Source organism: Pseudoalteromonas sp. MMG013, from assembly GCF_018100885.1.
GTDB lineage: Bacteria > Pseudomonadota > Gammaproteobacteria > Enterobacterales > Alteromonadaceae > Pseudoalteromonas > Pseudoalteromonas aurantia.
On the sequence record NZ_JAGJEE010000006.1, the window covers coordinates 140,790 to 163,197 of the forward strand.

Genomic DNA, 22,408 nt, shown 5'->3' on the forward strand with positions numbered 1-22,408 from the left:
GTGATATGTTGTCTATAAAAAAGGACTGTATTGCGTTCATTACTCTCTCTATGAGTATGATTGCGACTATGAGTAACGCATCGACTATTGTACAGCGTGCGCCTCATGAGATTGTCGAGAATGCACCTTCTGACGCATGGCGTACTGTAGAGAGTGAGAATATCATCAAGTTTGAACTGGCAACAGGTGCTGTGTATATTGAACTCAATACTCAGCTTGCACCTGTGCATGTACTGAATATGAAAAAACTGGTTCGAGAGCAGTTTTATGACGGCTTGAACATCTACCGCTTTGTGGAAGGGTTTGTCGCACAAGGAGGAGATCAAAAAGGCACAAAGCGATTGAAGTTTGCCGAAAAGTCATTGCCTGCGGAGTTTTATTTAACAAGCCAAGCTAGATTACCCATTACTTCACTAAGAATGATAGATGGTTATGCACCAGTTACTGGCTTTTTAAATGGCTTTGCAGTAGCTCAGTCCGCTGACGGAAAACACACTTGGCAAACGCACTGCACAGGCGTTTTTGCTATGGCTCGTGAGAATGATGTGGATAGTGGCGGTACAGAGTTTTATATAACTTTGGCTCCGACACGTTATTTAGATCGTAATATTTCGGTATTCGGTCGGGTGCTTGATGGCATGGAGCATGTTTATCGATTAATGCGAAATCCCGCAGTGGGGCAGGCATTTAATTTAATTACTAAAGCGAGAGTATTAAGCGATATTCAAAGTGAAGACACCTCAAAATTCAGAGTGTTTAATACTGAGCATATTGAATTTAACGCATTGATTGAAGCTAGAAAAAGCCGCCCTGAAACATGGTTTATTGAGCGGCCAAATTATGCCGATGTGTGCTCTATCAGTGTACCAATTGAAAAAATTACTGGCGGTTAGTTCTAATATTATACGGCGTTTCGTTTTGTTCACTGGAGCGGAAAGGGTTGATATCTAACCCACCGCGACGAGTATAACGCGCATAAACAGCAAGCTTTTCAAAGTTAAATGTACGCTGGAGTTCACAATAAATGCGCTCTACACATTGCTCGTGAAACTCGTTGTGGCTCCTAAAAGAGATTAGATAGCGTAATAATGATTCATGACATAAAGCTACGCCCGTGTATTCAATAATAATGGAGGCCCAGTCAGGTTGCGAGGTAATTAAGCAGTTCGATTTTAATAAATGACTATGTAATGTTTCTGAAATGATGTCATTTGATGCGCGTTTAAGTAAACCAGAAAGAGGGCTATAATGTGTGACCTCGATGTCTAAGCTGTCAATACACAGTCCGGGCATTGGTGTAAAAGGTATGCAAGCGTGCTCATCGGCGGTATATAGCATAACCTGTACGTCAGAGTTTGTGACGATTGATAAGTCTTTTTCTAATGTTTCAGATACCGTTTTATGATCTACAAATTTAGATTGATTAAAGCTATTTAAATATAGCTTAAAAGATTTAGATTCAACAATGTGACTGCTTTGGCAGGGAAATGTAAACGTTGCGACCGCAACTTGTGGCTTCCCTTTTTCATTGAGCCATGAGAGTTCATATCCAGTCCAAGTATCTTCACCGAAAAATGGTAGAGCGGCTTCGTCAACTGAGATTTGATCTCTATTTAACTTGCGTGCGATTGGGTGGAGCAAACTTGGGTCATATTGCTGTGCATAATTTGTTGTTTTACCTAATACAGAGGCTTTTAGTTCTGGGGCATTGGCGTAATCTGTCATGTTTCACCATTTGTGGTTACAATGAGGCTCATTATAACCTATCGAATAATAGTTGGCAGTAAGGTGATAAAGCAGATTTTAACGCAAGTACATAAAGACTACGCGCAGGCATATCAAAGCAAACATGAGACGTTACCCTGTATGTATTATGATAAAACATGGCCTAGTGAGTGTGAAGTGGGTGAACCAATGGCTGATGGGCAAATCCAGTGGCAGGCAAAGCCTGTGGCAGAGGAACATAATTTAAATGCCTTAGCGCTAGCATTAGAGTGCCAGTTCCCAGAGCAATTAAATATATTTTACAGCCAATTTTATGCGGGTAATGTGGTAGCGCAATTTGAAGGTCATCAAATTGAATTGCTGCAGGCGTGGAATCATGATGACTTTCAAAGGCTGCAACAAAATATTACCGGTCATGTGTTGATGAAGCGAAAGCTCAAGCAAACCGATACTATATTTATTGGCTTAACAGAACAGGATGATTTGCTAATTACAGTAAAATTGAATACGGGAGAAGTATGCCTTGAGTATGTCGGCAAAGAGCCCCATCATGTGCTAGCAGCCTCGCTAGAAGAGCTTCTGCAAGGCTTATCCTATTAATTTTACTGGAAATCCCAAGAGATATTAGATACGAGTTGGCACTGTTCACATCTGAAATCAAAAATGCCAAACCAAGGTTCAGGCAGTGCCCATTCGTTATCGCAAGAGGGGCATTTTCGGTTTTTTTCCGTTTCGAGACTTTCACCGCCGACACGATATAAATAGTAATAGACGTTCTTTTGCGTTAAATGACGAATTCGTTTTGACAAGTCCATGCCTCGACGGAATAAATCACTGTCTGGACTCGATATTTCAGTTAAAGCGGGAAATTCACAGCGCGTCGCGCCATTAATTTGAATTTGATCACATGCCTGCCAATCTTCTTGCCATTTAATCAGTGCTTTATAATCGCCATTGGCAATCGCTGGGATCTTATATAGCGGAACAGGGAGAAAATCGTCACCACAGTATAATGGGCTACATGTATGAACATAAGTGGTATAGAGAATATAACTAGAAGGAGATTGGCATATATCAGCGCCATTAGCGTGAATATCTTGGCCAATAATTTTGACTTTTGGAGCAAGTAACCCCGCTTGCTGCAACTGCTCAATGGCATGTTTAACAAAAGGGCTGTGGTGCAAAGGGTGCAGTGAATCTTCTAATGGACACATAACACGCGTAATGAAATAACCATCTTTTAGGACTGTAGGGAATTCGTCCCCAATAATTTGTCCATTAAAGCGCAGGGCATTTACTAAGCGGTTAATCGCTTGTTCTGCATTATCTAAAGTGGTGTCTTGGTAACAATCAAATGTTAAATCAGCAACAAACATAATTAGTTCTTTTCTAAAAGGGACAGGAGTAAATCAAGCTTTTTTTCAATACGGTCAAGTTGATTATCATTTGACTGAACTGTGTCATTTTGCTTTGTGTGAGTTACTTCATTAATGCATTTAGGGTTATTTTTATATGCTGTAATTCCAGCAATGATGAGTGGCATAGCGACAGGCTCAGATAACCTTGCTTTTGTTAGCGCTACTGTGGGGGTTTTACCTTCATTGAGTAAAGATGTAATCGCATGAAGTACAGCACTATGCATGATTGTCTCCCGAATAAAAGGGAATGATACCACAATTTATCTATTCTCAGCACAATTATACAAAGCGTCAACTCAGCTGGTATTGCAGTAATAACACATTGTTATGAACAATGTGTTATTACTCATTTAATTGTTTAAGGCGGTGTACTTAAGGTTGCAGACCGTTTGTGTTGATTTCGTCTGCTAACCTAAAAAAATTAAGAGGTGGTCCCTAACGATGTATCATGAATCGCGTCAATATTTGCCTAAAAAATACTCTGAAACTATATTGGGTATAGCGTTACCTTTCAGTTACCTCAACCAGATAAAAATAAAGAAGGTATGATATGCAAGTTCTACAACAAGACCAATTAGCGGTAAAATACCTAACACCAGAAGATACGCGCGTTGCCGCAAGTCTATTATACCAAGCTTACCATGATGATTCTATATTAAGAACGATGCTAGAGTCGAAGAAAGAGCTGGATTATGAAGCTAAATTAAGGGCATTGATAAGAGAAGAGTTGGCCAGCTTTGGTCAAGGACGTCAACCAATGATTGGTTTATTTGAGGCTGACCGCTTGGTTGCAGTTGCGTGTATTTTCGAAGCGAAAAGTGATCTTCAAGCATCTCGTTATTGGCATTGGAGACTAAAGTTAATGATGAGTGCAGGGTACTTACAAACTCAACAGCTGATTGAAAAAGAAGATACTATTCGCGCTTCACTTGACGAGTATGGTCATTATTACTTTTTAGCATTTATTGCTGTTGACCCGCATATACAAGGTCAAGGGTTAGGACATTATTTGCTCTCAGGCTTAGATGACTTAGTACTGAGCAATGAAGCATCTTCAGGTATGGCAGTTTTTGTGACCAATGTAGAACAAAAAGCATTTTTTTTAGGTCATGGGTATCAGCAAATAAAAACGTTAGAGTTTAACAAGGTAAGTGGTGAGCTTATGTTTAAAGCAAAAACGACGGACATAATGGAAGATGGCTTGTAGGACTTTTCTCACATGGATGTAGGTAAAAGTGTTTTGTAACAGGGTTATTAACAATGATTATCATTCTACATTGTTGTTTTAAATAGAGTTGTTGATTATTTCAAAAAAAAGTATGCAAAAATATTACTTTTTTAGCCTTTTCGTTTGGTGATGTAAGCGTAAACTTAGTCATGTCAGGAAGGCGAAGTGGCAGCAGCTACTTGAAAGGATTGTAAGAATAAGGATATTTGGTTTTGATTTGCAAGGAGCAAAGGGAACAAGGATTGAAGGTTTAGGAACTCATAGGATGTGAGATTATAGCGGAGCTATAAAAAGGAAGGACTAACACAGGATGTGTTAATGGAGCGCTAGAAGGATTAGGTGTAGAGGATGCCAAGGTGGCGGTGCGTATGGGATATGCGCAATAAGGATAGGTAGGAGTGCGCAAGGAGCGCAAGGAACACCCGATGGATTAGCGGGAAGAGGACAGCCAAGATGGCAAAGGGAGCACAGGAAGTGTTTTAGGATGAAGACAAGGATGATGATCGGGTTTTCAGGATGTATACCCGTTCAGGGGATGATGAATAGGATGGCTTCACGCAAGGTATCGGATACCTAGCATGGATGTGGTCAGATTAGGGCGCACACTGGTTGCGCCTTAGTTTTTTGTAACCTTTAGTATCTAACCAGCCCTTCCTTTAAACATGTTGATACTGAGTTTTACCGATCAATCTGGTACTCGCTTGAGAGTTAGTTGTTACATGATTTTTTGTTTATCAAAATAATACGAATACACAGTAATTTATTGTTTTAAATTAAAATTTTCTGAATTTCATCTATGTGAAGAAAGGGATTCTTGCAGACAGATTATCTATGTGAGTTGTAAGGCAAGTAATAAATCTTTCTTAGACTGTTCAGGCGTCTTATTTGCAGTATCAATGATGATGCGTTGACTGTGCCATACTTCATATTCTCGTTGACATACATTGTCCCAAGTCGGAAGTTTAAGGTGAGGGATGTCACTTTGTCTAGATTCGACGCGTTGACGATGCTGTTTTAAATCGGAGCAAATTACTTCAATATCGCGATGAGGAACACGGCATGTTTGAGCTACTTGCCACCAGGCGACTCTGGAAGCGTAAATAGGGTTAGTTGAATCAGCTATCACGGTTTGACCGATGTTTAAATTATCTTTAGCTAATTGAAAAGCAATGTGATAGCCATGATCATAGAGGTTTTCAATCTTGGTGTTGCGCATCGTTTGCTCGATTGAATCAATTCGAAAATAGGTTGCATTAAGATATTGAGCTAAAAACTGTGATAAGGTCGACTTTCCTGTACCTGGTAAACCTGAAAAAATATAAAGCAAAACGACTCCTATAATATTTGTACATACCTTGGTTTTGCTATGCGCAGTAAGCCTGCCACTCATCATGTTCAAGCCAAAATATTTTACCAAATCCAGATATAAATCGAACGCGAGTAACGTCAACTTGCCAGATATGGAAATCAGCTAAGTCCATATATTGACTGGCCGACGGGTATTTTTCGATAAATTGCTGTATGAGTATTATGCTTTCACATCTAGGTAATTTGGTTGCGTCACCAATGAGAGTTAACCTAGAATTCTCCGGATCATCTTGGCTTTTTTGATCAAAAACAGTTAACGACAATGCACTGTTATGCGAAAGGTTTTTTGCATGTTGGGCAATATCGCTAATAAACAGATAAGCCTGATTAGCGTCACTGTTTATGAATTGTACTGTTGAGCCAAACGGATAGCCCTTCATGGTATGAGAATGTGTTGAAAGCACACCCATTGTACTGACACGTAATAGTGATTTTGCTTCCTTTAATACTTGTTCACGCATCTGGTTTCCTAATTAGAAAAAATAGAGGGTTAAATTATCACAAAAAGTTGTATGAATGCTGAGTGTGTGCCACTTTTTGTGTATGTGGGAAAACTATTATTGATATTTATGAGACGTACAGCGGCGTGATAAATAAAGTAATTATTCTAATGTTAAATCATTTGTGGGATATTAGTCCCTAGTGGGGCTTAAATTTTTACAAAGGGTGTTGCTTAAAGCACAATTAAACCATGTTTAAACAGTTATCGATAAAACAGAAGATTATTTCGGGCTTTTCAGGCCTTGGGCTATTACTGGTAGTGGCGAGTGCGCTTGCATACGTGGCTTTAAGGCAAATATCGGCTGCGAATATCGAGGTTAAATCGGTGGCGGTTCCAATCTTACATATCGCGGATGAATTGCGGTTGCAGCAAGTAATGCTCAGTAAACTTATTACACAAGCTTTTTCACAAAACGACGTAGCGGCGTTAAATCGTTCTAAAAAAATATTTGTAATGTATATGGATACATACCAAGCAAAAAAGCATGAATTGCAAACTCTCACACAGGGCCGGACAGAGTTTAGTCAACCTATTCAAGCAGCAATTGAACAAATTTCATTACTAGAACAACACGGAAATGCTTTATTTAAGGCAAAGTTAACTGTAATAGCACAGCTCACCGAGTATCATAGCCAGTTTTCTCAATTGCAACAAAGTTATGAGCAAGCCAGTAGCGCTATGCTTGATTTAGAGTTGATTGAAACTGATAACGTTAAGCTGCGAGATGAGGTTGTAGGCACCGGTATTCGGATTGATGATATGTTATTTACATTGAGCAATAATGCCCAAGGTATTTTGGCATTATCACTTGTCAACCTTGCTCAGCATCAGGATGATATGCGTTTTCTATTGGGTAATATGGAAGATAATTTTCGATTTCTGCAGCGACAAGCAACCGGATTAAATACGCAAACACAGTTTAGTGAATTTATTCAAGCTCAACAGCATTTTACCGTGTTACTTGATGGCCCTCAAAGTATCTATCAAACGCTTCAATCAAAGTTATCGTCGCAAGATAATGTGTTAAATGTTTACGCTGATGCTGAAAAGTCGATGGAGTTGGCACAACAATCGTTAAAGCAATTGCAAATGGCGGCAAAATCCCAGTTTATTTTTTATGAGAACATAGCGCAGGAAAAAATAGAGCAAGCGCAAAGAGTGACCTTGTTGTTAGCTGGGGTATTTGTAAGTTTGGCTGTGTTTATTGCCATATACACGACAAAGGCGATGCTAGGGCCTTTGGCTGCTGTGAATAAAATGCTGGGGTATTTAGCCGATGGAGACTTCTCTAGAGAAGTTAAAAAACGACAAGATGATGAATTTGGAGCGCTAATAGATAATATAAACACCGTTAAAAATAACTTAAAAGGTTTACTGGAGGCTATCAAGTCAGAAGTTCATGAACTTGAAGTTTTGTCTGAATCTTCTCAAGTTAGGAGTAATTTGATTGCCGGTAATGCGATGACACAAATGCAGCGGATGGATAATGCTGCTGAGTTAAGCAGCTCTATTTCAAACAGTGCGCAATTGGTCAGCGATGAATCAAATTCAAGCTTAACGGGTATTCGAACGGCAAATGAACAAGGCACGCGAGTAAGTCTCATAGCGAACAATAACAAGCAGCATATGACTGCTTTAAGTGAAAAAATGCGTGATGCGGTAACTGTGATGGAACGCTTATCTGAGCATAGTCAAAATATAGGAAGCATTTTAGATACCATAGTATCGATTGCAGAGCAGACTAATTTATTGGCATTAAATGCGGCAATTGAAGCAGCCCGTGCTGGCGAGCAAGGCCGTGGGTTTGCAGTCGTTGCAGATGAGGTTCGCACGTTAGCATCTCGAACGCAATCATCAACGACAGAGATCAACCAGATGATTGATACTTTGCAGCAAGATACAGAAACAGCATTGCAAGTGATTATACAAGGGCGCAAAGAAGTTGGGGTCAGTGTAGAGCAAAGTGAGGCTTTATCGGCTGCAAGCGTTGAGATTGAGTTGGCATTAACAGAAGTCGTGGATATGAGCACTCGCGTAACGGATGCGGCGTTAAATCAAGCAACGGATTGCCAGAAGATAGAAGTTGTGATGAGTGAAGCGCAGGGTACGGCAAAAGAAAACGCAGATGAGATGCAGCATATGGCTAAAAATAGTGAATCATTAAGTCAATTTGCTAGTTCTATCATTAAGTTAATTGAGCGCTTTAAGTTGTCGCAGTGACTTGCTTTATAATACCCTCACATTCATCAGCTTCCATGAAAAATGGTACGGGGTAATCAGGGTGAGCTTCTGCAAGCGCACTTCTTGTGAGTTTTTCAATGTCGAGTATATTTATTTCGGTAAAACAACTTTGGATCTGACAATACGCCAATAATTGTTTTATTTTTGTTAGCGTGTCTTCTGCTTGACGTTCAATCGGGTAGTCAATTGATGTTAGTTGACAGTACCTCGCTATTTGGGCCAATTGTCGTTGTACGCGAGGGCCATACCACTCAAGTACAGGAACGAGTAATACAGCATTGGCCAAACCATGTGGTGTGTTATAGCATGCGCTCAGTTGATGGGAAATAGCATGAACATAGCCAACAGACGTTCTAGTAAATGCTTGGCCCGCATAAAATGAAGCTTCAAGAAGAGATGCTCGAGCATCAATATTGTTAGGGCTGGTATATGCTTTTGGTAAGTTTTCAAATATGAGTGCACAGGCTGCCAATGCACGTTGCTCGCTGAACGACATACAGTTTATGCTTAACAATGCTTCAATTGCGTGTGTTAATGCGTCCATAGCTGTTGTAGCCGTTATGTGAGGAGGCAAACTAATCGTCAGTTCTGGCAGCATAACCGCATGATGGGGAACAAGAGCAAAATCGGTGGCTGCATACTTGGTACGAGTGAGTGGGTCATTAACGACCGCCGCAACGGTTGTTTCTGAACCGGTACCGGCCGTTGTTGGAATTGCAATATTGGGCGGTAGGCGCTTCAATACTTTAAATAATCCTTTGAATTTTTTAACATGCGTTGTTGGCCTTGCCACTTTAGCACCTATTAACTTGGCACAATCAATCACGGATCCCCCACCAACACTAATGATTGCTTGGCATCTGTTATGTCGATATAGCGTAAAACCTGTTTCAACATTCTCAATCGTGGGGTTTGGTAAAACTTGGTTATATATAGTTACATTAAGATGTTGATTATGGAGGGCTGTGATAATCGTTTTGGTTATGTCAAGTTGGTGTAATGTTTGATCCGTTACAAGTAATACATTACTACTTTTTTTAAGTTTGAGTGCGCTTATCGCGGTAGTGAGGCCGTCTCTATTACGATGCAGCAATGGGTTAGGTATGCCGATAAATATGACAATACACTTTAAAATGAAATGATAAGCTCGGTATATCGCAAGCATAATTCTTTAGCCCAAAAAATAACAGCCCTAACTGTAGCATAAAGTACGCTGAGTGCTAGGCTGGTAAGATTTTCGAAGGTAATGAGATATATTAGAAAGTTATCATGGGCATGGGGAGAAGAAACAAAAAAGCCGCTATGAAAGCGACTTTTTATCGAAGTGAATATTATTAGCTAAAGCTAACAGAACGACGTTCTTTATTTTCACTGTCACGGCGAGGGGCGCGTTTATCAGCACTTGGGCGCTTACGGTCACCACCACGGTCATTACGACGCTCAGAACCACCTTGGTCAGCACTGTGTGTGCTCTTAGTCAACTTCATAGGACGTTTACAAATAACAACGTTATTGAAGTGGTTCAATACATCACTTGGCATGTTTTGAGGTAACTGCACGGTGCTGTGCTCGTTAAATAAACGGATATCACCAATAAACTTGCTAGAGATATCTGCTTCGTTCGCAATGGCACCAACAATGTTCTTAACCTGAACACCATGATCACGACCTACTTCGATACGGTACGTATCCATAGGGCCTTGACTGCTATTACGAGGACCACGTTCTGAGCGCTCACGACCTTGACCATTACGTTCACGGCCTTGACCATTGCGTTCACGACCTTGACGGTCATTACGTTCGCCACGACGGTTGTCACGACGGTCATCACGGTCACGACGCTCACGCTGTTGAATTTTAATATCTTCAACTTTCAGAGGTGTTTGTTGTTGTGCCAAGCAAAGCATTGCACCAGCAAGGTCTTCTTGAGAAAGTTCAAGCTTTTCTGCAAGTCCTGCGGCAACTTCATTGAAGAAGTTAATATCTTTATGTTCAAGCGCATTCGTTAGCTTAGTTTGAAGTGCAGCGATGCGCTTTTCTTCAACGACTTGTGCACTTGGCAATTCAACTTCTGCAATTTCTGATTTGGTGTGTTTCATGATGTTACGTAGTAAGTAACGCTCATTATGTTTCACAAATAAGATGGCTTTACCTGTACGACCAGCACGACCTGTACGGCCAATACGGTGAACATAAGCTTCACTGTCTTGTGGAATATCGTAGTTGATAACTAAGCTTAAGCGATCTACATCCAGACCACGAGCAGCAACGTCTGTTGCGATAACGATGTCTAGTAAGCCACTCTTAAGGCGCTCAACAGTGCGCTCACGCGCTTGTTGGTTCATGTCACCATTAAGTGGTGCAGCAGAAAAACCTTGTTGCTCAAGTAGCTCAGCAAGTTGAACTGTATCGTTACGAGTACGAACGAAAACAATTGCACCTTCATACTGTTCAGCTTCTAAAAAGCGAACAATCGCTTTGTTTTTGTGTACGCTTGCACGCCAAAAAACCTGCTCTACAGATGATACTGTCGAGTTGCGAGCTGAGATATGAACTTGCTCAGCATTATCTAAGTACTTAGAACAGATAGATTGTATTTGCTTAGGCATTGTTGCTGAGAACAAACAAGTTTGCTTGTTTTCAGGTGTCTTTTCCATGATGTTTTCTACATCATCGATAAAGCCCATGCGTAACATTTCATCAGCTTCATCTAATACTAACGCTTTAAGATCAGATAAGTTGATTGTTTTACGGTTAATATGGTCAATTAAGCGGCCTGGCGTAGCAACAATAATTTGTGCACCACGGCGTAAAGCACTTAGTTGGATACCATAGCTTTGACCACCATAAAGTGCGAGTACTTCAACACCTTTGGTAAATTTAGCATATTGTTCAAACGCTTCAGCCACCTGAATGGCTAGTTCGCGAGTTGGTGTTAACACCAAAATTTGTGGCTGTTTCGTAGCCGGGTCAATATTGTTTAATAATGGTAATGCAAATGCTGCAGTTTTACCTGTACCCGTCTGCGCTAGTCCCAGTACGTCCTTTCTTTCTAGCAATAACGGTATACATTGAGCTTGGATCTCAGATGGTGTCTTATATCCTTGCTCTTCGACTGCTTTTAAAATTGCAGGAGAAAGATCTAAAGATTTAAACGTAACTGGTTCTGACATTAATGCGCCTCAACGATTTTAAAGAGGCGCGCATTGTATAGGAAAAGACTAGCAAATGCTTGTATAAATTAGAACTAATTTATATGTGCTTGATGTTGTATGTTTTTTAATCAACCCTGTTTGAGGTATTTAACATCAGGTTTACGAACTCCCTAATTTTGCTTGATGTGCGGTAAGTTCGTAACTTTTAATTATACAGGCCTAATTCTGCTTTAGCATAGGCTTCAAAATCGGTAAATCCACCAATATGGGTTTGACCAATGAAAATTTGAGGTACAGTAGGGCAAGGTTTCCCTGCTGACTTTTCTAAATCCGCTTTGCTGACGTTTTCTTTAATAATATCGACGTAGCGATAGGTAAAGTCGTCACGTTCATTTTTTAAGCGCTCTGCTACTTCTTTAGCTCGGACACAAAATGGGCAGCCATCACGGCCAAAAATCACTGTAAACATAGCTTCATACTCTCTTATATAAATTCTTGTTGACTTGGATACAGTGTAAGGTTTTTTCATAAATGTGAAAGGCAGTTTTATCGATAGGCGCAATCGATTTTATGAATTTGCCGTAATAGTAAATGTGTCAGGGTTTTGAGATTAAAACCCTGACACGATAGTCATGCTAGATGCCTAAATTAAAATGTGACGCTAAAGCCAATAGAAGGACGTATTTCAAAGTCGTCTTCCTCTTCTTCAATATAAAGGTCGTTTACCGACTTAACTCGGTCATAATCTAGGTCGATACTGCTGACATTTTTTTGCCCATACGCATTCATCAATTCAAGTATTAATTTACCATCTAGGCCGAATACTTCTGTTTTACGCTCAAAACGAATATCTAGGCGATGATATAGGTCATGCCGCTCGGAGAATGCATCACCGTAGACCGGTAGAAAGCGGTTATCAAAGTCAGGGTTTTCACGGACACCGACAATCGGCGTATAAGCTTGGCCACTGCGTGCTGTAAAGTTGAATCCACCTTGCCATAATTCATTGATTTCATACTGTAACACAGCATTAAATACCACTGGTGTATCTGCGTAATAGTCTTTGGTAATATGGTGGCGTGTATCGGTCCGCTCGCTTTTTGCATAGCTAAGAGAAATCCAACCATACCAATTGTCTGTTTTGTTCTTGTTAATTAGTAAGTCTAACCCATATGCCTGACCTTCAACTTGGTTACTATAAAGAAGGTGTGCATCTTGCGCGTGTACGTCAATGGCCAACGGTAAGTTGGTCATTGTTTTATAATACCCTTCTAAAGACCATGACCATTCGTTGTCTAGTTGTTGACTAAATCCTAAAGTTGCATGGTTAGCGGTTTGAGATTTAAGATTAGGATTACCAACATCTGGGGCGATATGATCAATATCTTGCATTCGGTTATATCGGCCCAATTTGGCAGATATGGTGCTTTGATCACTTACGTAATAATTTATCGCCAGCCGAGGAGATACAAAACTTTCATCGGTGTACTTATTGTGTTGCCATTGACCACCTAATTCAGTTTGCCATTTGTCTCCTATTTGCCAGACGTGTGTCAATCCGATAAAACCGGAGTCGACCCCAAATTTCTGCTTACCAGTAATACGTTCACCTTTTTTTATGTCACAATCAGGGTCAAGTTCTGTGCAGAGGTATTGAAAAGAGTCATAGCTGTATGTTGTTTCATTATCAAAATAAGCCATATCAGTAATTAGCCGATGTTGTTTGTTAATGCGGTAGTTTAATTGGGCTTTGTAAGTAAATTGTTTTTCAGACTCTTGCTCAAAAAAACCGTTACTTAAGCTAGCACGTTTACCATACTCCAGTCGGCCTGAGTGATCTAAGGCGCCAACCGCAACTCTTAAATGAAAACGTTTGTTGTAATGATCCCAGAGTAAATTTTGACTATTGAACTCTCGGATATATACGGCATCACCTTGGAATTCAGGGGTCTTTTGTGCTAATTGGGCTCGCTCATTAAAGCCTGCTGCGGCAGAATCTTCAGCGCCTGTGAAATTGAAAGTAAGTGTATTATTGTTATTGATATCCCATAGCCATTTTCCCTGATAGTCATGGTCATCCGGTGCCTCATTAATGGTTACCCCTGAAGGTTTTCCATCATCATCTTCAAGCTCCTCGCCCTTGGAAAAAAATAAGGGTAATGTACTTTTTCGAGCAGAGAAGTAAAAGGCGGTATTGTCGGTTGCTTGGCCTTCGACAAAAATACCAGCATTAAACATGGTGAAGTCAAGAGTTGTTGTAATGGGTTGGTACTTTGGATTACGTAAAGTCACATCGAACACGGCACCGGTGGCATTACTATAACCTGTACCATACCCAGCAGAGTAGAGTTGGAAATCTTGAATTATGTGGCGGTTGAAAATGGAACTGCCAAAATCGTGAAAAATATATCCGGCAGGCATAAAATCGACTTCAAATATATTATCACTTGGGGATGAACCGCGTACCGCAGGTTCACTCATCGAGCCTCCAGCAGCAACTACTCCAGGTAAAGAGAATACGGCACGTAACGGGTCACCCATTGCACCAGGCATAGTGACTAGTTTTTCAGTGTTTTCGGTTATTTCACTGGTAACACTACTGCGTTTATAAAATACTTCAATATGCTCCATAGAAGTTTGGTCGGCTTCGGCCGCGTAACTTGGGAGTGCCATACATATGACGATGGGGGAAAGCGCAAGTGAGAGCTTAGCATTCGTTACTTTGAACATTATTTTGGTCCCTGTGCAAAAAGTGAATCAACAATGAATATCAGCAGCAGTGTAACCAAATGGAGTGTATAAGTGTTTTAGGTTTGGGTAAGAAACTGTAGAGTGTTGCTACAGTTTCTTACAGTCTGATTTTAATACCGAGTTCACTAGAGTAACCGACAGAGCGCTCTACCACTTTGAGGTTTTCGTCAATTACATAGTAAGTTGGGTAAGCCTTTACTTTGAAGTTTTGTGCGGTAGTACTATCGCCCAATAAGATAGGCATTGATAAACTTAACGCTTCAGAGAATTGGTGAACACTCTGTATATCTGGATAATCAAGTGCTATCGCAATGGCATTGAGCTCGTTATTTTTATAGAGCTTATCTAGGTTTGGCATACTGTATTTACAGATGCTGCACCAAGGTGCGAAAAAATACACAACAGTTTGTTCTCCTTTAATAGATGTTAAGTCAATCCGTTGTTGCGGATCATCGAGTTTGGGTAAAGAGAAGAAAGGCGCGCTCGTTTTTCCATTTTCTTTTAACATACCAAGTTCTTGATATGTCGATACTGCGGTGAACGTAAAAACTAATAAACCTAATTGTATTATATATTTGAGCATAGTTATGTGAGTAGTTGAGTTAGGGGCAGCTTAATATACAAAGACCAGTTAACACTACTTATTTATTCATTCAAAAAACCGAAAAATGTAACAGAACATTGCGAAGTTGGGGCAGACACTCAATATGGGCGCAGTGACTATGTGATTGAGCAGAAGTGAAATATATAACCTCTGCTCACCCCATAGTACTGTCATTACTCCCCTAAATAACGTTTTGCTTTTTGGGGTTTAAGTTTTTCTAAGTCGACTAAGACTAATCCGTCTATGCAGTTATTAAAATCTGGGTCAATACTAAAACTTAAAAAGTTAGCTCCTTCATAGTCACAAATTTCAGTATATTGCTTGAATAGCGTGGGAACTTGAGCCCCCATATTGGCGAGAATATGTTTGAGCTCTGCAAAATCTTCTTTGATGTCTGAACCATGAAATAAACTTTTATAATGCGTCATTTGTGCATTTGATAAGGTGTATTCATTGTTCGGTTGGGCATGATTTGCTAGGCGCGAAAAGTAATGTTGATAATGGTAAACCAACATAGCTTTTGCTTCATCAGGTAAAGAGTTTGATAAACTGACAGCACCAAAAAGGTAACGATGCTCTGGGTAGCGTTTTACAAAAGCACCGATGCCATACCAAAGGTAATCAAGGCTTTTCCTACCCCAATACTTTGGTTGCACAAAACTTCGGCCTAACTCTAAGCCTCGTTCAAAGTATGGTTGCATTTTTTCAGTATAACTAAACAGGCTGTCGGTATATAAACCTTGCTGACCGTGCTCTTCGATTATGTGTTTAGCACTGGCAAGGCGATAGGCACCAACTAACTCTAGTTGCTCGGTATCCCACAGGACTAAATGCTGATAATGCATATCATATCGGTCTATATCGCGTCTTTTCCCACTGCCTTCACCCACTGCACGAAATGCAATCTCTCGAAGTCGACCGAGTTCTCTAAAAATAACGGAGCTTCCTTGGTAATTGTATAAGTAGATTTGCATTCCATCCTGGGTTTGACCCAACAACTCACAGGTTTCTATGGCTTTTTTTAACTCTTTTTTACACTCAGGGACCGCGATCGGGGTCTGCGTTTTTAGCGGTACTGATTTTTTGCTATTGAGTCGATAAAGCTGTTTTCGAATGAGACTGACAATTTCTTTATCTTTTAAATTCTCAATTAAGTAAGATTCAGGCGGGATACTCGCACCAATTTCAAACTCTAATGATTTTTGGCGTTGCTTAAACATTTCTTTTACTAAAAGCAAACTTGCTAGAGGCTTGTAAATAAGGGAAGTGCCGTAAAACAGCGGACTATTCTTGGCTTTTATAAAAATTGGCAAGATTGGGCAGTTCGCTTTTTTAGCTATGCGCAAAAAACCAGAGTTCCATTTGCAATCTTTTATACCGGTGGCACTTAATCTAGACACTTCACCTGCTGGGAATATCAGTAATGCACCCTCTTGATTTAGGTGTTGCTGAATATTGGCAAGTTCAGTACGACGGCTGGTTCCAGATAAGTTATCGACGGGTAACAGTAACGAATGCATAGGTGTAACCGACATAAGCATTCGATTGGCAACGACTTTTAGGTCTGGTCGCACTTTGGCTATAACACGGATCAGCGCTAATGCATCTAAGGAGCCAATAGGGTGGTTTGCGACAATGACAATGCTACCTTCACTTGGAATATGTTCTATCTGTTTTGGCTTATATCGGGCGTCAAAATCGAGTTCATCTAGAACTTGTTCGACAAACTCAATTCCCTGCAAGTGCGGGTATGCATCAGCAAAAGCAATGAATTCTTGTTCGTGGAGTAAATAGCCTAACCCTTTTTTTACTAAGCCTTTCACTTTTGGGGAGTTTTCAAGTTGTGGTAAATTTGCTTCGATGACTTTATCGACACTGATCATTGTGAACTCTCGTTGTGTACACTGTAAGCACAGAGTAAAAACATCTTGTTACAACCTTGTTGCAATGTTCTGGCAGTTATATGACAGTTGTCATATCTGACACACTATGAATAAAAGGGGGGTTTGATTACAATAAAATTTTGTTAATAGAGAGAGGGTGACATGTCAGTACTTGTGTGTGTTGAAGGTCGAGACAATACGAAATTAATGCAAAATCTACGAACTTCTTTACCAGGTGTCGAAATACATGAATGGCCCAATTGTTCAAATTTAGACAAGGTACAGTTTGTAATAGCTTGGAATGCCCCAGAATCAATCTGGGATCGACTGCCAAATTTACAAGTGGTGCAGTCTTATGGTGCAGGCGTAGATGGCATCGCATTGCAGCGAATTCCAGAGCACGTAGAGGTAACACGTATTGTTGATACTGATCTGGCTGATGATATGGCTGAGTATATTCTGGGTCATGTAATGGCGCACAAGTTACGAATACGTGAGTATGCACATAAGCAATATCAAACGGTTTGGAAACCTAAGCGTGCTTTCAAGCATAATCATATTGGCATTTTAGGGTTGGGGGAGTTGGGGCAAGTTGCAGCTAGGAAACTTAAAGCGAATGATTTCTCAGTGAGCGCATGGTCTAGAACGAAAAAAAATATTAGTGGTATCAACTGTTTTGCAGGTATCGATGAACTCCAGACATTTTTATTTGAACTCGATTATTTGGTGTGCTTATTACCATTGACAGCTGAAACGACGGGTATTTTAAATCGAAAAGTGTTTGAGCAATTACCAAACCATTGCATATTGATAAATGTTGCGCGGGGAGAGCATCTTATTGAAGAAGACTTACTCTGGGCATTAGATAACCAAAAACTAGCTGGAGCAACACTCGACGTGTTTAATCATGAGCCGCTCGAAAGTGGACATGCTTTTTGGCAACATCCATTAATTACATTGACGCCTCATTGCGCAGCAGTGACGAGTATGAGTTCTGTGTGTGAGCAGATAGTTTACAATATTACTGCTTGTGTCAATAAAAATGCATTAATGAATACGGTAGACAAGCATTTAGGCTATTGATGCCGTTACAATAAAATTAATTTGCTGTATAAAAAAACAGCTTGAGAGAATTGATTACATTCAGTAATGTGGTGTGATCAAATATAATAATAATAAGGTGTAGATGATGAAGAGTAATCATAGTGGGGTGAAATTATCATTAGTCGTATTATCGGTTGTGCTGCTAGGTGTTTCTGCTTTATTTACTCAAGCTACATGACGGAATAAATAGGCATTGAGCGTTAAGTGGTAATGACTTAACGCTTTGCATAGATTTCTTTGGTTTGTGTTTTTTGTTCGTCATTTTTTTTCAGTAATACGTATGTTGAACCGCTTCCACCATGACAACGCAGTGCAGAATGAAAGCACAATACTTGCGGCACTTCTTGTAACCACTTATTAATGTAGCTCTTTAAGATTGCAGGGGTTGGTTTGCTTTTTAGCCCAATACCATGGCGCAGCAATAACACTCTAATATTATTGTTATGGCAATCGAGGATAAATTCAAAAAGCGTCTTTCTTGCTTCATTGAAGCGTTTGCCATGTAAGTCAATTGTGGCATCGATCTGGTATTTCCCTAAGCGCAGCTTTTTAAATACGCCTTCTTGTACACCTTGTCGTTTGAATGTTATTAAATCGTATGGGTCAAGTAAATCCACATACTCTGTAGAGAGGAAGTTAACATCAAACGCTAATTCTTGCTCAGCAGCTTTACGCTTCTCTAATTGAGAAATTGTCGGCTGGGCTTTTATTTTGCTTAACTCAGCCTGATTGTCATGAGCTAAAGGAGTCACATCTCCCATTGACGCTAAAAACAGCTCTTCATCGGTCATAGCCATACAAAACCCTTTGGTAGGTGAGTATGGCCATAATTTTAACCTAGTTCACAGCGCTTGACTACTGACTTAGATTTAGTTGTCCGAATGTATACACTTTAAATAGATAAAATGTATTAATTAGTATGAGGCTTAAATTAGAAACAACACTGGTATTTACCAAGTCCAGACTAAACGAAAGAAACAACAGGCTACACGCTGCTACTGCGGCAACACGTAATAAAGTTAAATGATTGATAAAAAAGGCGCCAAAGCCTAATAATAGCAAGATGGTGTTTAAGAGCCAGTTGAACTCGTTGGGCATGGTCTGTTTGGTTTTCCATAGTTGATTAAAGGAGCGCCATTATGGTGATCCTTTAATCATGCATCAAGCGATTATTTTTATATATTTCAGATTAGTTTTTTTAATCTAAAATGAGTTTAAGAAGTGCGGGAATAACCCCTTTTTGTTCTATGACTTGGTATCTTTGACAAGTAGATGGGTTATTTTTATCAACGCATAAGTAAAGAATGTTTTGATGTAATGCTGAGCGGGGGTGGAGCTTTGAGTCTAAAAGGACAGGATCATACCCAGGCAAACCTGACCAGTAGATACTTTGTGCGACTAACCCTAACTTTTCGTAAGTTATCAGTTGAGGTTTAGGAAAAAGAATAATGAGTAACGTCACAAGCGATAAACCAACCCATATTTTTTTCTTACTCTTAACGTCGGAAGAGGGGACGTCTGAAGCGATAGACGTTTGTGCTGAAGGCGTTGGTGCTTTGTTTTTCTTTGCAGGTTTACGGGTTGACTGTTTACGCTGCGTTTGCCCGAGTAAAGATTGTTTTTTTGCTTGCTTTGACATACCTGTGTATGGCCTTTTGGTTGCAGGACTCTATAATAGATCTATTATGTTTATAATAGCTTATTTTAGTTTGGCAGCCTACGGGAAAGGATAATGGAACAGCAAATCTCAATTTTAATAGTCGATGATGTAGGAACAGTTCGTAGTTTTTTGCACCAAACACTCATGCATTTAGGTATTGACCACGTTAGGGAGGCGTCTACCGCAACCCAGTGTATCAAGGCCTGTGAAGAACAGCACTTTGATATTGTATTTTTGGATATTGAATTGCCTGATGGTGATGGAAAGGAAATTATTGCCCAGCTAAATCAAATTAATGCTGATATTAATGTCGTTATGGTATCTGCGCATTCAACCGTAGATAATGTTAAAGATGCGATTGAGCGAGGGGCGAAGGGGTTTGTGGTTAAACCTTTCTCACCAAAGAAAATTGCGGCAATGTTGAAGAAGTTTTATCCAGAACTTGAGTTAACTTAAATACCGGGTACAAAAAAACCGACTTTCGTCGGTTTTTTAATTCACAATAAAATCAAAGATTATAGAGCTTTGATTTTTGCATTTAAACGGCTCTTATGACGAGCTGCTTTATTTTTGTGAATTAGACCTTTAGCTGCGTAACGGTCTAGAATTGGTGTAGCGGCAGCGAAAGCTTCAGTTGCAGCTTCTTTATTACCAGCTTCAATAGCAACTAGTACTTTTTTGAAGTAAGTACGCATCATTGAACGACGGCTTGCGTTGTGTTGACGACGTTTTTCGCTAGTGATAGCGCGTTTTTTTGCAGACTTGATGTTAGCCAAGGTGTGCTCCTAACAATCTTAAAATAAGCTTAATTTAATGGCCGAGGAATATGCCTGTTTTATTGGCAAAAGTCAACATATATTGACCACCACGACCTTTGTCTCTTCGTAATTGTAACCTGTAGTGACGAAAACCTTGGCTTTTAGCGTTTGGCGATCAACTTTAACAGGCACATGAACCACAAAAATACGGTGTGAGTTTCTCGCATCCAGTGATTAATGCCCGTAGTGTATCAAATCTTGATTCTTACACCTAGTGTTAGATATAGAAATTTTTCTAATTCAGGCAAAGCTCAAGTTGATGATATCAACATAAGCAAAAGACTATGGCATAATTTACGTGTTTTTTATTTTTGGAGTTAAATGTGGCGAAGGGGTTGTTTAAATCAGGCATGATAGTAAGCGCCATGACGATGATTTCAAGGGTTATGGGCTTAATTCGAGATGCAGTAGTTGCTAATTTACTTGGAGCTGGATTAGCTGCTGATGTATTCTTATTTGCTAACAGAATCCCTAACTTTTTGCGTCGGCTATTTGCGGAAGGAGCGTTTGCACAAGCGTTTGTCCCAGTGCTATCTGAAATTAAAGAGCAGCATGGTGATGATAAAGTAAGGGTATTTGTTGGCCAAGCAGCGGGAACATTAGGCACAATTTTACTGTGTGTTACGTTAGTTGGGGTCATTGGCTCTCCAATAATTGCGGCGTTGTTTGGGACGGGTTGGTTTATCGATTGGTGGCATGGTGGAGAAAACGCTGAAAAGTTTGAACTTGCCAGTACATTGTTAAAGTTCACTTTCCCCTACTTATTTTTTGTTAGTTTAGTTGCGTTAAGTGGTGCGATACTTAATGTATACAATCGCTTTGCTGCAGCGGCATTTACACCTGTACTTCTTAATATTGCAATTATTGGCTGTGCTATTTTATTACATGACATGTTTGAAAATGGTGCCTATGCGTTAGCAATTGGGGTATTTGTAGGTGGTTTGGCTCAGCTACTCTTTCAAATCCCATTTCTGTTTCGATTAGGAATGTTGCAAAAGCCGACCTTTGCATGGCATTCACCTGAAGTAACAAAAGTACGAAAACTGATGCTGCCAGCAATGTTTGGTGTCTCTATTAGCCAAATTAACTTGCTATTAGATACGGTAATAGCGTCGCTTTTGGTTACAGGGTCTATTGCATGGCTGTATTACTCAGATCGTTTAATTGAGTTTCCATTAGGCTTGTTTGGTATTGGGATCGCCACGGTGATTTTACCAGCCTTATCAAAGTTGCATGCTAATGACGCGGTGGATGATTTTCAAGTTACCTTAGACTGGGGAGTGCGTTTTGTGCTTTTCTTAGGTTTCCCAGCAATGACTGGGTTAATGGTGATAAGCCCCCTAATTATCACTGTTCTGTTTGATCATGGTGCATTTTCCGACACAGAGATAGATCATGTTAAGGCTGTGAGCCTTGGCGTTGTGGCTTACTCGGTAGGGCTTGTGAGTTTTATGTTGATCAAAGTACTCGCGCCCGGGTTTTATGCACGCCAAGACACCAAAACACCAGTGAAAATAGGTATCATCACACTGGTATTAAATATGCTATTTAACATTGCTCTGGCTCCTTTTATTGGCTATTTGGGGCTGGCATTGGCAACATCACTTTCAGCCAGTTGTAATGCTTACCTTTTATATCGAAAGTTGAAACTACAGGGGGTATTTGTGATGTCGAACTTTACACTCTGGTTTGCGGCCAAATGTATCGTATCAGCGAGTATAATGGCCGGGTGTGTATGGTATGTAAGTAGTAAATACTTATGGCATACATGGTTACTGCCTGAACAAGTCATGCTACTGGTTGGATTGTTGGTGTTGGCGATGTTTGTTTATTTCCTTCTGATGTTTGTATTTGGTGTCAGGCTAAGAACGATAAAAGATGTGCGTGCTTAATCATGCAGAAGTTCGCATTTTTAGGCAACTTGGGTATAATCGGGCACTTTGAAGATTCA

General features: G+C 40.1%; 22 protein-coding genes. 7 read left to right on the plus strand and 15 right to left on the minus strand.

Translation table 11 applies throughout. The features are described 5' to 3' along the window. The first annotated feature begins 5 nt into the window (after positions 1-5). The gene (locus J8L98_RS08500) at positions 6-893 is read left to right on the plus strand and encodes a peptidylprolyl isomerase (RefSeq protein ID WP_210996083.1); all 888 of its coding nucleotides are present in this window, start codon (positions 6-8) and stop codon (positions 891-893) included. Here the strand turns inward: J8L98_RS08500 and queF are convergent. Further along, positions 880-1,725 (minus strand): NADPH-dependent 7-cyano-7-deazaguanine reductase QueF, encoded by an 846-nt coding sequence (gene queF, locus J8L98_RS08505; protein WP_192506704.1) that lies wholly within the window; start codon positions 1,723-1,725, stop codon positions 880-882. The genes J8L98_RS08500 and queF overlap by 14 nt on opposite strands. Before the next feature lie 63 nt (positions 1,726-1,788). On the opposite strand from queF, the gene syd reads away from it, so the two are divergent. Continuing rightward, positions 1,789-2,325 carry a SecY-interacting protein gene (gene syd / locus J8L98_RS08510; RefSeq protein WP_318782596.1) on the plus strand — a complete coding sequence of 179 codons (537 nt, stop codon included), beginning with the start codon at positions 1,789-1,791 and terminating at the stop codon, positions 2,323-2,325. Positions 2,326-2,327: 2 nt separating this feature from the next. Here syd and J8L98_RS08515 read toward each other — a convergent pair whose 3' ends face one another. Both J8L98_RS08515 and J8L98_RS08520 read right to left on the minus strand, forming a co-directional pair. Next, on the minus strand, positions 2,328-3,101 hold the full coding sequence (locus J8L98_RS08515; protein ID WP_210996084.1) for a Zn-ribbon-containing protein: 774 nt from the start codon (positions 3,099-3,101) through the stop codon (positions 2,328-2,330). A 2-nt stretch (positions 3,102-3,103) separates the two neighbouring features. Further along, positions 3,104-3,367: a hypothetical protein gene (locus tag J8L98_RS08520; RefSeq protein ID WP_192506707.1), complete on the minus strand. Its 264-nt coding sequence runs from the start codon at positions 3,365-3,367 to the stop codon at positions 3,104-3,106. 326 nt (positions 3,368-3,693) lie between these two features. Here J8L98_RS08520 and J8L98_RS08525 point away from each other — a divergent pair, with 326 nt between their 5' ends. Beyond that, positions 3,694-4,350 (plus strand): GNAT family N-acetyltransferase, encoded by a 657-nt coding sequence (locus J8L98_RS08525; protein WP_192506708.1) that lies wholly within the window; start codon positions 3,694-3,696, stop codon positions 4,348-4,350. 850 nt (positions 4,351-5,200) lie between these two features. Here J8L98_RS08525 and J8L98_RS08530 read toward each other — a convergent pair. Together J8L98_RS08530 and J8L98_RS08535 are read right to left on the minus strand one after the other, a co-directional pair. After that, positions 5,201-5,698, minus strand: a complete 498-nt coding sequence (locus J8L98_RS08530) for an AAA family ATPase (RefSeq protein WP_210996085.1) — start codon at positions 5,696-5,698, stop codon at positions 5,201-5,203. A gap of 37 nt (positions 5,699-5,735) precedes the next feature. Next, positions 5,736-6,200 (minus strand): pyridoxamine 5'-phosphate oxidase family protein, encoded by a 465-nt coding sequence (locus J8L98_RS08535; protein WP_210996086.1) that lies wholly within the window; start codon positions 6,198-6,200, stop codon positions 5,736-5,738. 230 nt (positions 6,201-6,430) lie between these two features. Between J8L98_RS08535 and J8L98_RS08540 the strand changes: the two genes are divergently transcribed. Next, the gene (locus J8L98_RS08540) at positions 6,431-8,461 is read left to right on the plus strand and encodes a methyl-accepting chemotaxis protein (protein ID WP_210996087.1); all 2,031 of its coding nucleotides are present in this window, start codon (positions 6,431-6,433) and stop codon (positions 8,459-8,461) included. Here J8L98_RS08540 and J8L98_RS08545 read toward each other — a convergent pair. The 6 genes from J8L98_RS08545 to J8L98_RS08570 form a co-directional block, all read right to left on the minus strand. Next, positions 8,445-9,647: an iron-containing alcohol dehydrogenase gene (locus J8L98_RS08545; protein ID WP_210996088.1), complete on the minus strand. Its 1,203-nt coding sequence runs from the start codon at positions 9,645-9,647 to the stop codon at positions 8,445-8,447. The two genes, J8L98_RS08540 and J8L98_RS08545, sit on opposite strands and share 17 nt — an antisense overlap. 169 nt (positions 9,648-9,816) lie before the next feature. Further along, positions 9,817-11,655, minus strand: coding sequence for a DEAD/DEAH box helicase (locus J8L98_RS08550; protein ID WP_210996089.1), 1,839 nt, complete (start codon positions 11,653-11,655; stop codon positions 9,817-9,819). A gap of 187 nt (positions 11,656-11,842) precedes the next feature. Further along, on the minus strand, positions 11,843-12,106 hold the full coding sequence (locus J8L98_RS08555) for a GrxA family glutaredoxin (protein ID WP_192506714.1): 264 nt from the start codon (positions 12,104-12,106) through the stop codon (positions 11,843-11,845). A 179-nt stretch (positions 12,107-12,285) separates the two neighbouring features. Beyond that, complete coding sequence (locus J8L98_RS08560) at positions 12,286-14,367, minus strand: TonB-dependent receptor (protein ID WP_210996090.1); 2,082 nt, start codon at positions 14,365-14,367, stop codon at positions 12,286-12,288. A gap of 118 nt (positions 14,368-14,485) precedes the next feature. Then, on the minus strand, positions 14,486-14,896 hold the full coding sequence (locus J8L98_RS08565) for a TlpA disulfide reductase family protein (RefSeq protein WP_225738291.1): 411 nt from the start codon (positions 14,894-14,896) through the stop codon (positions 14,486-14,488). 269 nt (positions 14,897-15,165) lie between these two features. Continuing rightward, positions 15,166-16,875: a GNAT family N-acyltransferase gene (locus J8L98_RS08570; protein ID WP_192506717.1), complete on the minus strand. Its 1,710-nt coding sequence runs from the start codon at positions 16,873-16,875 to the stop codon at positions 15,166-15,168. 162 nt (positions 16,876-17,037) lie between these two features. Here J8L98_RS08570 and J8L98_RS08575 point away from each other — a divergent pair, with 162 nt between their 5' ends. Beyond that, positions 17,038-17,958, plus strand: a complete 921-nt coding sequence (locus J8L98_RS08575; protein ID WP_210996091.1) for a glyoxylate/hydroxypyruvate reductase A — start codon at positions 17,038-17,040, stop codon at positions 17,956-17,958. 236 nt (positions 17,959-18,194) lie between these two features. Here J8L98_RS08575 and smrA read toward each other — a convergent pair whose 3' ends face one another. From smrA to J8L98_RS08585, 3 genes are all read right to left on the minus strand, one after another. Beyond that, positions 18,195-18,776, minus strand: coding sequence for a DNA endonuclease SmrA (smrA, locus tag J8L98_RS08580; protein ID WP_210996092.1), 582 nt, complete (start codon positions 18,774-18,776; stop codon positions 18,195-18,197). A gap of 58 nt (positions 18,777-18,834) precedes the next feature. Next, positions 18,835-19,077, minus strand: a complete 243-nt coding sequence (locus tag J8L98_RS24835) for a hypothetical protein (protein WP_225738292.1) — start codon at positions 19,075-19,077, stop codon at positions 18,835-18,837. A 100-nt stretch (positions 19,078-19,177) separates the two neighbouring features. Then, positions 19,178-19,618 (minus strand): hypothetical protein, encoded by a 441-nt coding sequence (locus J8L98_RS08585; protein ID WP_210996093.1) that lies wholly within the window; start codon positions 19,616-19,618, stop codon positions 19,178-19,180. Between the two features lie 93 nt (positions 19,619-19,711). Between J8L98_RS08585 and J8L98_RS08590 the strand changes: the two genes are divergently transcribed. After that, positions 19,712-20,095: a response regulator gene (locus J8L98_RS08590; RefSeq protein ID WP_010362280.1), complete on the plus strand. Its 384-nt coding sequence runs from the start codon at positions 19,712-19,714 to the stop codon at positions 20,093-20,095. A gap of 59 nt (positions 20,096-20,154) precedes the next feature. On the opposite strand, the gene rpsT is transcribed toward J8L98_RS08590, so the two are convergent. Then, positions 20,155-20,415, minus strand: a complete 261-nt coding sequence (gene rpsT / locus J8L98_RS08595) for a 30S ribosomal protein S20 (RefSeq protein ID WP_010362279.1) — start codon at positions 20,413-20,415, stop codon at positions 20,155-20,157. Between the two features lie 365 nt (positions 20,416-20,780). Here rpsT and murJ point away from each other — a divergent pair, with 365 nt between their 5' ends. Then, entirely contained in the window at positions 20,781-22,349 is a 1,569-nt protein-coding gene (murJ, locus tag J8L98_RS08600; protein ID WP_348771899.1) for a murein biosynthesis integral membrane protein MurJ, read from the plus strand. Positions 22,350-22,408: the final 59 nt, after the last annotated feature.